The following is a 13,907-nucleotide window of genomic DNA, read 5'->3' on the forward strand; positions in this document are numbered from 1 at the left end:
TTTTTAGTTTGTCATTGCGGTCCGTAAATAGCTGTTTCTGAATGAAAGCCGTCAGCAATCACGGTGTCTTCCAAATTGGTTCCATCCACTCTTACCGGGGACAAAAATACGGCCGGCACTTCCGCTTTCCCGTTATGGACTTTGCGATTGACCGCCACTTTCTCTCCTTTTGCGAGTGCTACGGCCAGTTCAGCCGTTTCTTTCGCCAACGTCTTGATCGGTTTGTAGACGGTCATTGTTTGAGTCCCTTGAACGATCCGCTGAATCCCTGCAAGCTCTGCGTCCTGGCCCGCAACAGGGATTTTTTCAGCGAGGCCATAGCCTTTCAGCGCTTCGAGGGCGCCGCCTGCCGTTGCATCATTTGCCGCGATAACGGCATCTACCTTTCCGCCATTCGCAGATAAAGCCGCAGCCATATTTTCCTTCGCATTCTCCGGTGCCCAGTCCTGTGTCCATTGATCGTAGACAATTTTGATATCGCCCTTATCGATTAATGGCTGCAGCACATTGTAAACGCCTTTTTTCATCATGTGGGCGTTATTATCCGTTTCAGCTCCGCCCAGATAGACATAATTTCCTTTCGGCGCCTCCTCCAGCATGGCTTGCGCCTGGAGCTCCCCCACTTTTTCGTTATCGAATGAAATATACAAATCAATATCTGCATTTTTAACAAGCCGGTCATAGGCAACGACTTTGATGCCGGCTTGATGCGCTTTATGGACCACGGCGGCCGTAGCTTCCGCATTATGGGGAACAATGACCAGCAAGTCGACCCCTTCGCTGATCAGCTTTTCAGCCTGCAAAATCTGGAGGGCATCATTGCCGTTCGCTGCCAAGATTTCCACTTCCGCGCCAAGCGCCTCTATAGATTCTTTAAACAGATCCCGGTCCTTCAACCAGCGTTCTTCCAGTAATGTATCCATTGAAAACCCAATTTTAATCGGTTGTCCGGCCGGCTTTTCCTGCCCCTTCTCATCAATCGGCGGTTCCCGTTCTGCCAGAAACTCCTCCTTCGGCGCGTCTTTCACACAGGCAGAAGCGCCAACCATACATAAAATCAGCAAGAGAAAAAGGACCAGCATTTGATAAATGGACTGCTTCATCGATTTCTCTCCTTACGATCAGCTTTTTGTGGCTGCTAATCCTTTTTTCCCAAACAATGATTTACGGTAGTCTTTCGGCGATAAGGCCGTGTTTTTCTTAAACACCTTGCTGAAATAATTCGGTTCGTGGTACCCCACTTCAAAAGTGATTTCTTTGATGCTTTTCTCGGGATCCGCCAATAGTTTTTTCGCCTTGTCAATCCGGCATTCCGTCAAAAAGTCGATATAATTGATGCCTAATTTTTCTTTGAACATTTTGCTGATGTAGATGGGGCTTAAACCGACTTTTTGCCCTAAGGCGTCCAAAGAGATGTCTTCATTTGAATGCTCACTGATATAGACCTTGATCTGCTGCATGGCATCGGCTTCCAATTCCCCATAATGCTCCGCATAAGAGGCTTTCATCCGGTCCAGCAAATGGCTGGTTTCCGACCGAAGCTGCCGGCAATCCTGCGCCTGGAAGGAATAAAGCGGCGTGTCTGTCTCTACTCCCACTTCGCTCATCACCCGTGAAATGACCCACATCAATTCCAGTACCCGCTGTTGAATTTGAAGGAGGTCCGCTCCCCCGTTTTCGTATACTTGAATGAGGTCAAGTGCATAATAGCGGACATCTTCCCACTGCCCCAACCGGATGTGGTCAAACAGCTTCTTCTCTCCCTGTTTCGCCAATTGCGGATTGAACCCATCTTTTAGAATCGGCACATCCGAATAAAACCGGTACTTTACAGGCAATGTCGAATCCATGGTCGCAATCAGCGCCTCCTGGTAGGATTGGCGGATTTGGTCCAGCGAACCGCAGACTTGGCCAATTCCGATAAACCATCCGGCCTCCGATTCTGTTTGCCGCAAAGACAGAATTTCCTGGGCGAGCGAGATCGCTTGGGAACGGTACGATTTCTCCGGCTCCCTAAAAACGATGATCGGCAGCTGTCTGCCATATAGAGCCCCCACCCATCCGCTTTTCGTCATTCTCACTTTTTCTTTAATTGCGGAATATTGGCTTCCCGAACCGGCAGGCAGCAGGACGCTCATGACAAATTTTTCATTGGTCGACCGTATATCCAGCATCTCAACCAGCATGTCCAAGTGTACTTCATGAACATGATCAAATAATAATTGCGTGACAACATCGGTTTCAACGAGCGTCAACGCCTGCTGCATGGCATTTTGCTGAAACTCGCTTCTGGCCATGACTTTTCGCTCTTCTTCCGTCTCGGCAAGAACCTTTCCGACGGTTGCCACAATCTCACTGGCTTTGCTCGGTTTCAGCAGATAATCTTTGACGCCAAGTTTAATGGCCTGTCTTGCATAGTCGAAAGTGTCAAATGCTGTGACCATCACAAATTTCATGGATGGATGCTTTTGGCTGATCTGTTCAATCGCTTCCAATCCGCTCATCCCCGGCATCTTGATGTCCATCAAAATCAAATTCGGCTGAAATTCGGCTGCGAGGCGAACCGCTTCATTGCCGTTTCTCGCCTGTTCAATCATCAATTCCGGATAAGCTCTGGACAAAATCGCTTCAAGTCCTTCTCTTTCAATCTGCTCATCGTCGACAATCAAGAGCTTAGCCATCCTGTTTCTCCTCCCTCGTTTTCGGCAAAACCATGGTCACTTTTGTGCCTTTGCCTTCTTCGCTTTCAATCTTGAGAACATTTTCTGTCCGGTAAAAAATCCGCAGGCGCTGAACGACATTCTGAAAGCCGATTCCTGTCGAGTGCCCTTCAGCCGGCACTTTTTCCGTATCTAATAAATGGGCGATTTTTTCTTGAGGCATGCCTTTTCCATCATCTTCGATTTCAATGGCGACAGCATCGCCTCTATCGCTGACCCTGAACCAAATATGTCCACCATCTTCTTCAGGCTCTATCGCATGAATGACAGCGTTTTCAATAATCGGCTGCAATGTCAACCCCGGAATCTTCACATTCAAACAAGATTCGTCCACATCCATGTGCACATTCAGCCGATCGGTAAAACGGGCTTGCTGGATTTCAATGTATTGCTTCAAAACGATCAGCTCTTCATAAAGCGTTACCGGCCGGTCTAAACGCTTCAAATTATAGCGGAGCAGCCCTGCTACGCTTACAAGCAAGTCGCTCGTTTCTTCGGCCCCTTCCAAATAGGCTTTTTTTGATAAAATATTCAACGTATTAAATAGGAAATGGGGATTGATCTGGCTTTGCAGCCCTAGCAGCTGGCTTTCCTGCAACAGGAGTTTATTTTGCTGCAATTCCCGTTCCAATTGCGCTTTTTCCTGAATTTCCATAATTAAATTATTGATGTTGATGCGCATCCGGTCAAAAGTTTGCGCCAAGAATGAAATTTCATCATTGGAATCCACTTTGATCTCCAAGTCAAACCGGCCCTTCGATAATTCATTCGCCGATTGGGTGAGCATCTGTACAGGTTTCGTGATGCTGATGGAAAACCAATAAGTCAAAAGCAGCAGCACAAACGTGATCAGCAAAAGCAGCCAAATGCCCAATTGCTTCAGCTCTTCGGATTGTTCAATAATGCCGCGGTAGAATCGGTCATACGTTTTTAGCTCCGTATCGATAATCGTCAACGTCATCTCGGAAATATAAGTGGCAATGCGGGTGGCTTCAGAAAATTCCTCGTTTGACCCTTCCGCCTCCTGTTGGGATTGCAGCATAAAAGAACGGTCTGCCGTTTCAACCAAACTGTCTAGGAGATTTGTATAATTTGTCAGTACAAATTCATTTTCTTCATTGCGTAAATCGTAAATTTCATCTTTTGCTTTCCGGATCTGTGCTTTGCTGGCATCCAGCTTTTCCAGATTGTCCGACGTCGGCTTGATTAAATAATTATTTAAATCGGTCACCAGCTGCTGGCTTGCGACCGTCACTTCATTCAAACTTAAATACCGTTGGAGCACATCATTGTATTGGCTTTGCGTCTTTTGATTGTAATAAGTTAAAGTGACCCAGATGGCAGACATGATAAACAAAACGACGAGTGCCAGCATCCATACTTTTTTCTGTATTTTATTCATCGCTGTTCCTTCACTTTCAACATGCGGATATCGGTCAGGTAGCCGTCCATATCAAGCGGCAAAGCCTCGTCGTTTAGCCAATTCGTGATTAAATCGACACTGGCGCTTCCCATTTCCTCCGGTGCCTGCTTAATGATGCCGTCCAATTTTCCTTGTTCAAAGAGCTTAAAGGACTCCAGCCCGTCATCAAAGGAATAAATATAATAAGGCTCCACTTGCGAGCGCTTGCTGATTTCCTGGATCATCGGCGACGCAAAATCGGCATTCAGAGCGATGAAGCCATTTAAACCCGGATATTCGTTTAATATTTCCTGGGTCTCTGCAAGGATATTTTTCCGCAATTCCACGGTTTCAGAAAGGATCAAGTCAATATTCGGATAGCCGTCAAGCACAGAATGGATGCCTTCAAGCCGCTGGTCTTGATAATACTCATGGCGCACGTTGGCCATCACCACCACTTTGCCGGCAGTGCCCATATCCGACATCAATTGTTCGGCAATCATTTTTCCTGCCAGGAATTGATCGGATCCCACATACGTTTTTCGCAGGCTTTTTTCCTTCGGCACATCATTGGCCACTGTAATAACGGGGATTCCATGAAAAGAAGCTTTGATTTTCGTCAAATCATTGAATTCTTCAGAATCCAAGCCTTGGACAATAATGCCATCCACTTTTGAATAAAGGGCCACTTCGATTTTCTCTAAGAAATCTTCCTCATTATTGCCGTAGCTCCCCCATACTTCGAGGTCAGCCCCTTCTTTTTCCGCTTGCTCAAGAGCCCCTTTTGCAATTTGATCCCAGAATGGAGTATCTAAATTTTTTGTGATGAGTACAAGGCGCAGCTTGCCTTCCGCCGATCCAGCCGCCGCAGGCAATTGCCCGTTTGTGCGAAAAGCTTTTTCCGCTGACAATAAGGTGAAATAACATAAGACGATGCATAAGAGACCGATTAGAGCCAAGCCGAATTTTCGCACGGGAAATATCCCCTTTTTTGAATAGTCAATATTTTTTATCATACCACATAAGAAATGATGCACAATACTTGGTTTTTATGGTATGGATTGGCCGAAAGATGGCAAAAAGAGAGGCTTTGAAAGCCTCTCTTCAGAAGTTATCCGCGTTTTCTGCGCGTCATGACATCAAAGATTACGGCTGCTGCCAAAACGCCGCCGCGGATGATGTATTGATACGAAATGCCGACGCCGAGCAAGTTCATGCCGTTCGTCAAAGAAGCCATTACGATGGCGCCAATAATGGCGCCGGTCACTTTACCGACACCGCCGGCTGAAGAAACGCCGCCGACATAAGCGGCAGCAATGGCATCAAGTTCAAATAGTGTACCGGCTGTCGTGGTGGCTGATTGCAGCCTTGAAGTAAAGAGGATTCCAGACAATGCCGCAAGCATCCCCATTGAACCGAAGACGATATACGTGATTTTCTTTACATTGATACCGCTCAGATGGGCCGCTTCCGGATTGCTTCCGACTGCATAAATATGGCGGCCGAGCACCGTCTTTGTCGTCATGAAATGGTAGATGATGACAACGGCCAGCATGATTACGACTGTCCAGGAGAACCCGTTGTATCCGGCTAAAATCCAGGTAATATACGCGATGACTGCTGAAACTAAGATAAGTTTTAAAGCGAAAATGCCTTTTGAAGGCACATCGAATTTGTATTTCACTTTATTTCGCCGATTAGAGAATTCACTGTACACATACAATAAGATCCCGATTAATCCGACGATCAGCGAAAGAAGGTGCAGCCCATTCACTTCCATAAGCGATGGGATAAAGCCATTCCCCAGCGCATTGAATTTATCATCGTTAACAATGATCGTTCCCGTCTGCTCTGTAACCCGCAGCAAAGCGCCGCGGAAAATGAGCATCGCTGCCAAAGTCGCAACAAAAGCCGGAATGCCGAGCTGAGCGATCAAAAATCCATTGAACAATCCGGCAACAATCCCGAAAATCAGAATGGCCGGCACCGTGATATAAACGGATACGCCCATCTGTGTCAGGAAAATCGCAGCAATTGCGCCGAGAAATCCTGCAGCGAAACCGACAGATAAATCGATATGGCGAATAACGATGACCAATGTCATCCCGACGGCCAATACCGCAATGTATCCTGCGGAATCCAATAAGTTGCTGATGTTCCGCGATGACATGAAGAGACCATCCGTCATAATAGTAAAGGTCAGCAAAATGACCACAAGCGCAATATACATTCCATAATCACGGATATTATCTTTAATTAATGTTTTGACTTCTGTAAGAAAACCCACTGGCTCAACCTCCTAATGCGTTGCAAGTTCCATTATTTTTTCTTGGCTCGCTTCTTCAATGGCCATCTCGCCTTTGATCCGCCCTTCGCCCATTACGTAAACCCGGTCGCTCATCCCAAGCACTTCGCCAAGCTCCGATGAAATCATGATGATGCTCAAGCCTTCATTGATCATCTGGTTCATGATTGTGTATATTTCAAACTTCGCGCCGACATCGATTCCGCGCGTCGGTTCATCCAAGATCAATAATTTCGGGCCGACAAACAGCCATTTGCCGAGCGATACTTTCTGCTGGTTTCCGCCGCTTAAATTGCCGACATTCTGTTCAACAGAGGAAGCTTTGATGTTGATGGATTTTTTGTATTCCGTGGCTACTTTGATTTCTTCGTTGCCGTTTAAAATGCCGTTTGAAGAAATGCCTTTCAAATTCGCGGCTGACACATTGCTCTTAATATCCTGCAGCAGGAAAAGCCCATTGCCTTTCCGGTCTTCCGTGACATAGGCAATTCCAGCCTTAATCGCATCTCTTGTGTGGGTGAACTTCCGCTTGTTCCCATTTAGCAAAAGATCTCCTTGGACTTTGTACGACTTCGGATTGCCGAAAATGCTCAAAGCTAGTTCAGTCCGCCCTGCGCCCATCAAGCCCGCAATGCCGACAATTTCCCCTTTTTTAATATGGAAATCCACATCTTTTACCACTTCGCGGCCCAACTCCACATCATAGGCGCTCCAATTCCTCAACTCCAAAATCTTTTCGCCGATCTTTTTATTCGGCCGCTTTGGATAAATATCTTTAATTTCGCGGCCGACCATGTTTTGAATGATGATGCTCTCGGAAATCGGTCCATCTGCTGCATCCAGCGTGCAAATCGTTTGCCCATCCCGGAGGACGGTCGCTTTATCTGCAATGGAGATGACTTCTTTCAATTTATGCGAAATCATGATGCACGTGATGCCTTCCTGTTTCAGGCCTTTCAATAACTCCAATAAATTCTCACTGTCGTCTTCATTTAACGCGGCCGTTGGTTCATCCAAGATCAAAAGTTTTACTTCTTTGCTCAATGCCTTGGCGATTTCAACCAATTGCTGTCTGCCGACGCTTAAATCTTTCACCAACGTTTCAGGGTTCACTTTTAAATTTACTTTTTTCAGCATTTTTTGGGCTTCGACCACCGTTTCGTTCCAATCCACGAATATCCCGCGTTTTACCTCATTGCCCGCAAAAATATTTTCATAGACTGTCAGATCCGGAAACAAAGCCAGTTCCTGGTGGATGATCGAGATGCCCGCTTTCACGCTGTCGCTGATATTGCTGAACTTCTGGACTTCTCCTTCATAGATAATATCGCCGTCATATGTTCCATGAGGATAGACGCCGCTTAGCACTTTCATCAGCGTTGATTTGCCGGCTCCATTTTCGCCGATCAAGTAATGGATTTCTCCTTTTTTCACTTTGAAATTTACGTCGCTGAGCGCTTTAACTCCAGTAAATTCTTTGGAAATCCCTTTCATCTCCAAAATGTATTCGCTCATTGATAATCCTCCTTTAAGCAAACAATTAGCGGAAAGGCGAAATAGTGATAGATAGCTCTATCACTATTTCGCTGTTGCCTTTTCAATTCTATTCCAGTCCTGTAAATTCGCTTGCTTCATAGTACTCGGAATCGATCAATTCTTGTTTAACGTTTTCTTTGTCGACAACGATTACATCTGTTTGCTTCGCTTTAATGTCAGCTGTTCCATTATTGTAAGAACCCGTTGTTTCCGGTGTTCCGTCGTCAAGAACCGTAACTGCCATGTCGATTGCATCTTTTACAAGTGTGCGGACATCTTTGAAGACAGTCATTGATTGCTTTTCATCAATTACGTATTGGATCGAAGCTTTTTCTGCATCTTGTCCCGTGATCGTGTAATTTGTGATGTCTCCGTCAGAAGAAAATACATCCGCAATCGCACGTGCTGTTCCATCGTTCGGCGCTAAGATCGATACATCGCCTTTCATGTCAGCCGCTACACCCGTTAAGTGCGTTTGTGCTTTGTTCTTCGCTTCGTTTGGATCCCAGTTCGTCGTGACTTGCCCTAGAATTTTGCTCAGTTGGTCACGCGATAATTCGGCTGTGTCTTTTAATGCTTCCGCTTCGCTGGAGTTGGCAATTTTAAATGTGCCATCTGCAATTTTCGGCTGCAATACGCTCCAAGCGCCTTGGAAGAATAGGAAAGCATTGTTGTCAGAAGAAGCCCCTGCGTACAGGTAAAGCGGGACGCCCGTTCCTTCAGCCTTGTCGATCAAGTATTGCCCTTGAGCCGCTCCAACTGCCAGGCTGTCGAATGTTACATAATAATCTACTGCATCTGTATCTGTGATCAATCGGTCATAAGCGATAACTGTCACATCATCTTTTTTCGCAGATTCAACTGCCGCTGCCGCTGCTGCCCCGTCGTGCGGGCTGATGATCAGTACTTTGATCCCTTTATTCAATAAAATATCCACGTTTTCTTTTTCTTTTGCAGAAGATCCTTGGCTGAATAGAATTTCAGTTGAATAATCTGTTTCTGCCAATGCATCTTTAAAGCGCTGCTCATCCTGCACCCAACGCGGTTCATCTTTTGTCGGCAACACAATTCCGACGTCCACTTGGCCGTTGCTGCTGCTGCCTCCGCCTTCTGAGTCTCCGCCTCCATCACTGCATGCTGCAGTAATCAATGCAAAAATCATCAAGACAAGAAATAACGTAAACTTTTTCCCCTTCGTTTTCATTGCCATTCCCCTTTCGCTCTTTTGTTCGCCTTCTTTTTCAGTATAGCTAGGAAAATAGCGTGTGAAAGCGCTATCACTAGCACTCTTTCAATATCATCTATACTTTTTTAATGTTCAAAAAATACCTTTAGATAATTTTAGAGAAAATAAAAAACCGAGAGTTCCCTCTCGGTTTTCAAATTATTGAGCAACTAGCTGGATTGGCGCGTCTGCTTCTGAATTCCGCACTGCGGTGCTGGGGCACTTTCCAAAGATATGAAGCACACAGCGGAGACAAGGTTTTTATAAATGCATCATTTCAAGACACGTGATCCTGCGCAAGCTCGCCGCAAAGCGTTTGTCCTCGAAAGCCACGATCAATCGCTTCACCCCGTTTTGCGGAATATCGGGGTTCTAAACGAGATTTTCATTTCTATTTTTCAACAAACTAAAAAACCAAGAGTTCTCTCTCGGTTTTTAAAAAATAGCCGCTTCTCATGCCAGTTCCAGGAGCCTTTCGTATTGCCATTTCCGTTTTTCTGCTACAGCGTCTTCACTGAAGCCTTTTGCATAAGCGACGGATTTCACGGCATACGTTGAAGCATGGATTGCATGTTCGGCCATATGGGCAGTTGAAACAGCTTGCCCAGCCGCTCTTGCTGCTGAGGCGGCCGCCTCATCTTCCGTTTCTCTTGCAGCAGCATGTGCATCAAATGCCGCTTTGTGCGCATCCCTTACTTTCATTTCTCCTTGCGTCCATAAATGCGCCGCTTCAATGGCGCTTTTCAAACGCTGGTCCGCCGGAAACAACTGCTCATAATAAGAAAGCACATGCTCTGCGCAATCAGCTGCCCAGCGCACGGCTGTAGAGTGGTCGATTTTCTCCAACTGCTCTTCAATTTTTTCCTTGATGTCGGAATCAACAAAGTTTTGCGATGACATTTTTCATTTCACCGCCTTTCTGAGTTTATCGTTTAAAGCTTATTTTCCAATAGAAAATTTCAATGCGAAATTCTTTCTTCCATGGCTACTCCGCTACTTCAGGAGTTCTTTCCTTCTTTATACCTTATCCTTTAGGCTCTAAAACAAAATCTCTTTGCCGAAAAGGTTTTTGTCTCCTTTAAAAGAGGTAAGGAGAAAGACAACATACGATTTGAAAGTGAATGCTGCGGAGGGATTCTCATGTTTTTTTTTTGATTACATCATTTATGTCATACTGTCCATTTCAAAAATTTATCTGTTCAGCTCCTTAAGCAGAACTGAATTCGAATTCGGATTTTTCCTTTTGAATCTCGCCACTGTTTTGATTCTCTCCTGCTGGACCTTGCTGCTGAAAGCAAAAACAAGGCAATGGGTTCTTCTGTTTCTGCTCTTTCTCCACAGCACCTTATTGATTTCCGACTTATGGTATTACCGCTATTTCCAAGATTTCCTCTCCATCTCATTGCTGTCGGATATTACTCAAATCAATGATGTCGGCGGCGGATTTTTAACGCTGATCCAAGCCACGGACTTTTTCTTTTTTGCTGATTTGCTGCTATTCGGTGCTGCCATTTGGTCTATGCGAAAACGCCAGGCACAAGCTCAACATTCGAATCGGAAGAAGTACGCCGGCATTGTGTTAGCTGCCGGAATCGGATTATACGCGCTCCCGATGCTAACGGATTATTTTGCTAAAGGCGCTTCGCCCTTTGATCCAACCGTTGCCGATATGCAGGATTATTATCAGTTTGGGTTTTGGGGCTATCATGGGCTTGATCTCGCCAAAGGCGGAATCGATCTCCTCAGCAAAGAAAATCGCGTAACAGCGGAAGAAGAATCACTCATTCGAGGAGCCAATAAAGGCGGAGAAAATGCAGAAGCTGCCGAAGAGCAGCCGAATGTTATCCTCGTTCAACTTGAGTCTTTCCAAAGCAGTGTCATCCACCACGAAGTGGACGGCCAGGAATTGACGCCAAATTTAAATAAGCTTACTGAAGAAATGCTTTACTTCCCATCTTTTTACCACCAGACGCACGAAGGAAGAACCTCTGATGCCGAATTTATCACGAATACTTCGCTTCAGCCCTTGCGTTCGGGCTCAGTCTATACGCAGTACGAAAAAAATGAATTCGATTCACTGCCGGCAGCTTTAAAGGAAAACGGCTACACCACTGCCGCCATGCATGCGTATGAAAAAGATTTCTGGAACCGGGACAGCTTCTATCAAAATATCGGTTTTGATCAGTTTTTCAGCAAAGAGGATTACCCGGAAGAAAAGAAAATCGGGATGGCAGTGAACGATACAGAATTCTTTACGACTTCGATCGAGCATATGGAAGAATTGGAAGAGCCGTTTTTTGCTTTTCTTGTCGCATTGACGAGCCATATCCCGTATGAAATTCCGGAAGAAGACCGTGCGCTTGATTTGACGGGCTATGAGGATCCGCTTTTAAAAGGCTATTACCAGACCATCCATTACGTCGACGGATCTGTCGGAGTGATGGTCCAAGAATTGAAAGACAAAGGCATCTGGGACGATGCGCTCGTTGTCTTCTATGGCGACCATGACAGCGGCCTTCAAAAGGACGGCAGTGAAATGGCCAAGGAATTAGAAGTCGAATCAGCAGTCGACCAGTTTGAACTCAGCCGGCGAGTGCCCTTATTCATCAAGCCGCCAAACCTTGCTCAAGGTGAGACCGTCGATAAAAGCGGCGGCCAAATTGATATCACGCCAACTATCTTAGCGATTCTTGGCATCAGCCAGCCTTATGTGCTCGGCCAGTCTTTAATGGATGAGGAAGCAAATTTAACGGTGTTCCGCGACGGTTCGTTCCGCTTTGAAGACGTGTATTATTTGCCGGATCTTACGGAGCCGATTGGATCAGGCACTTGCTATTCCATTGACACGGAAGAGGAAATTCCGTTTGACCGATGCGCACCTCACATCGGCAAAGCGGCGAAACAGCTGCAAGTTTCAGACACCATCATCCAGGAAAACGCCTTGGATGAATTGCGGCACTCTAGCCGCCCTTGAAACTAAAAGCTTCCGGAAAGAAATTTTCCGGAAGCTTTTTTCGGTGTTTGTGTCCCTATCGGATCTCCCCTTCTTTTGCTGCTGAAGCCCGGAAAGTAAAACCAAAGACATTTCAGCGATTAGCGAATATAATAGAAGCTGTCTGTAAAAACGTTCCTCTTTTTTTATGAGAAGGAAAATAAAGTAACCGATCGATACCGGAGGAGATTTTTTGAATTCGAAAGCTTTTTCTTTAGCCTTATTTTCTGTTTTGATCTGGGGTTCTTCATTTGCCGCCATCCGGGTCAGTTTGCAAGGCGGCTATGATGCTGGCCAAAATGTCTTGGTCCGCTTCATAGTCGCTTCCATTCTTTTTCTGATTTATGCTTTATGGCCAGGAACGAAATTCCGCCTGCCGCATAAAAGCGATATTTTAAGAATCTTGCTGCTTGGCTGGATCGGCATCAGCCTCTACCATATTTTCGTTACATTCGGCATGGAATCCATCTCTGCCGGAACGGCCGGCATGCTCGTCGGTTCCGGGCCGATATTCACTGCCCTCATCGCTTTCTTTTTCTTGAAAGAGCGATTGACTGGAATCGGCTGGGTCGGCCTCGGCATCGGATTTATCGGGATTCTGTTCATCGCATTCGGTTCAGCCGATGCTTCTTTGACGCTGACGAACGGCGCTGTCTTCGTCTTGATCGCAGCTTGCGCTTCCGCCGTGTTTTTTGTTTTCCAAAAACCATTGCTGACGCGTTATTCGGCCATTGAGCTGACCGGTTACTTTACGTGGGCTGGCACTTTGCCATTTTTGATCTTTTCACCCGGCATTTTCTCAGCGCTGCAAAATGCCACCGTTGAAGCTCATTTCGCCACGCTTTATGTCGGCATCTTCCCGGCCGCGATTGCCTACGTGACATGGGCCACTGCTTTGTCGCTAGCGAATGCGAGCTCCGTCTCGAGCTTGATTTACCTGGAGCCTGCAGTTGCGATTGTCGTCGCCTGGATGTGGCTCCATGAACTTCCCTCTGGGCTTTCGCTCGTGGGCGGCGTCATCGCCATCAGCGGCGTCCTTATTGTCAATTTCCTTGGGAAGCGGCGAGAAAAGCAGCGCCGCATTTCGGATCAAGCTGCTGAATCGTCGGTTTGATCTGGAAGAAAAAGCCATTTGTAATTTGCAAATAGCTTTTTTATGGAATGAATTGGCTGAACGCGCATAAATTTCTCTGAACGCGCGCATTTTCTTATGAGCGCGCACAAATCGATTTGAACGCGCGCATTCTCGGATGAACGCGCGCATCCATAAAAAAAGCAATCTGCGTGAACCTTTTCCCGCTTTCATTTGTATAGTAAGTAATCATACAAAAAGGAAGTGGAAATAATGGGAACAGGATGGGTCGTTTCATTAATCGTGATCGCTTTTATGATGGCAGTCATTTTAGGCATCGCTATTCCAATGGATAAGAAATATATTGTAAGGGAAAACCGAAAGATCAATTACAAAAAAACAATGATTTATTTGCGCTGGAATGTTTTTGACACCTTGACTTTGGCCTTGGCCATTTATACGATCGTTTGTATACAGATATTGAATTTGTTGGTTTCCACTGGGCAATCCGTCGAGAACCCTTACGTGCAATTTTTTACGAATCAATCCCAGGTCTGGTCACTCGTCACCATCATCTATTTGATCAGCCGTGTTTCCATTACATTGAAGACGATTAAAGAACGGTGGGGAGACGGAAGTGGAGAAATCTGAAGAA

11 protein-coding genes are annotated in these 13,907 nt (G+C 45.9%); 3 read left to right on the forward strand and 8 right to left on the reverse strand.

What is annotated here, in order from left to right; all coding sequences use genetic code 11:
* Positions 1 to 11: 11 nt before the first annotated feature.
* The 8 genes from xylF to BN1080_RS12885 form a co-directional block, all read right to left on the reverse strand.
* A complete protein-coding gene (xylF, locus tag BN1080_RS12850) occupies positions 12 to 1,103 on the reverse strand; it encodes a D-xylose ABC transporter substrate-binding protein (RefSeq protein WP_052652546.1) in 1,092 nt (363 codons plus the stop codon).
* 18 nt (positions 1,104 to 1,121) lie between these two features.
* Positions 1,122 to 2,681, reverse strand: coding sequence for a response regulator (locus BN1080_RS12855; RefSeq protein WP_052652548.1), 1,560 nt, complete (start codon positions 2,679 to 2,681; stop codon positions 1,122 to 1,124).
* Positions 2,674 to 4,122 (reverse strand): sensor histidine kinase, encoded by a 1,449-nt coding sequence (locus tag BN1080_RS12860; protein WP_052652550.1) that lies wholly within the window; start codon positions 4,120 to 4,122, stop codon positions 2,674 to 2,676. Before BN1080_RS12860 ends, BN1080_RS12855 begins: the two co-directional genes overlap by 8 nt.
* Positions 4,119 to 5,096 carry a sugar ABC transporter substrate-binding protein gene (locus BN1080_RS12865; protein WP_052652552.1) on the reverse strand — a complete coding sequence of 326 codons (978 nt, stop codon included), beginning with the start codon at positions 5,094 to 5,096 and terminating at the stop codon, positions 4,119 to 4,121. Before BN1080_RS12865 ends, BN1080_RS12860 begins: the two co-directional genes overlap by 4 nt.
* A gap of 137 nt (positions 5,097 to 5,233) precedes the next feature.
* Positions 5,234 to 6,352 (reverse strand): sugar ABC transporter permease, encoded by a 1,119-nt coding sequence (locus tag BN1080_RS12870; protein WP_407674806.1) that lies wholly within the window; start codon positions 6,350 to 6,352, stop codon positions 5,234 to 5,236.
* Positions 6,353 to 6,421: 69 nt separating this feature from the next.
* Positions 6,422 to 7,942, reverse strand: coding sequence for an ATP-binding cassette domain-containing protein (locus tag BN1080_RS12875; RefSeq protein ID WP_052652556.1), 1,521 nt, complete (start codon positions 7,940 to 7,942; stop codon positions 6,422 to 6,424).
* An 88-nt stretch (positions 7,943 to 8,030) separates the two neighbouring features.
* Positions 8,031 to 9,167, reverse strand: a complete 1,137-nt coding sequence (locus BN1080_RS12880; protein ID WP_052652558.1) for a sugar ABC transporter substrate-binding protein — start codon at positions 9,165 to 9,167, stop codon at positions 8,031 to 8,033.
* Between the two features lie 474 nt (positions 9,168 to 9,641).
* Complete coding sequence (locus tag BN1080_RS12885) at positions 9,642 to 10,088, reverse strand: putative immunity protein (protein ID WP_052652560.1); 447 nt, start codon at positions 10,086 to 10,088, stop codon at positions 9,642 to 9,644.
* Between the two features lie 343 nt (positions 10,089 to 10,431).
* On the opposite strand from BN1080_RS12885, the gene BN1080_RS12890 reads away from it, so the two are divergent.
* The 3 genes from BN1080_RS12890 to BN1080_RS12900 all read left to right on the forward strand — a co-directional run bounded on the left by BN1080_RS12890 (position 10,432) and on the right by BN1080_RS12900 (position 13,903).
* A complete protein-coding gene (locus BN1080_RS12890; protein WP_234398966.1) occupies positions 10,432 to 12,162 on the forward strand; it encodes an LTA synthase family protein in 1,731 nt (576 codons plus the stop codon).
* Between the two features lie 211 nt (positions 12,163 to 12,373).
* The gene (locus BN1080_RS12895; protein ID WP_052652562.1) at positions 12,374 to 13,294 is read left to right on the forward strand and encodes a DMT family transporter; all 921 of its coding nucleotides are present in this window, start codon (positions 12,374 to 12,376) and stop codon (positions 13,292 to 13,294) included.
* Positions 13,295 to 13,525: 231 nt separating this feature from the next.
* On the forward strand, positions 13,526 to 13,903 hold the full coding sequence (locus tag BN1080_RS12900) for a hypothetical protein (RefSeq protein WP_052652564.1): 378 nt from the start codon (positions 13,526 to 13,528) through the stop codon (positions 13,901 to 13,903).
* Positions 13,904 to 13,907: the final 4 nt, after the last annotated feature.

It is taken from the genome of Planococcus massiliensis, assembly GCF_000821325.1.
GTDB classification, from domain to species: domain Bacteria; phylum Bacillota; class Bacilli; order Bacillales_A; family Planococcaceae; genus Planococcus; species Planococcus ruber.

Bases quoted from the DNA above. Each gene is read 5' to 3' on its own strand.
- BN1080_RS12855 (WP_052652548.1), bottom strand. From the start codon at position 2,681: ATGGCTAAGCTCTTGATTGTCGACGATGAGCAGATTGAAAGAGAAGGA.
- BN1080_RS12900 (WP_052652564.1), top strand. From the start codon at position 13,526: ATGGGAACAGGATGGGTCGTTTCATTAATCGTGATCGCTTTTATGATG.
- xylF (WP_052652546.1), bottom strand. From the start codon at position 1,103: ATGAAGCAGTCCATTTATCAAATGCTGGTCCTTTTTCTCTTGCTGATT.
- BN1080_RS12870 (WP_407674806.1), bottom strand. From the start codon at position 6,352: ATGTATATTGCGCTTGTGGTCATTTTGCTGACCTTTACTATTATGACG.
- BN1080_RS12875 (WP_052652556.1), bottom strand. From the start codon at position 7,942: ATGAGCGAATACATTTTGGAGATGAAAGGGATTTCCAAAGAATTTACT.
- BN1080_RS12860 (WP_052652550.1), bottom strand. From the start codon at position 4,122: ATGAATAAAATACAGAAAAAAGTATGGATGCTGGCACTCGTCGTTTTG.
- BN1080_RS12885 (WP_052652560.1), bottom strand. From the start codon at position 10,088: ATGTCATCGCAAAACTTTGTTGATTCCGACATCAAGGAAAAAATTGAA.
- BN1080_RS12880 (WP_052652558.1), bottom strand. From the start codon at position 9,167: ATGAAAACGAAGGGGAAAAAGTTTACGTTATTTCTTGTCTTGATGATT.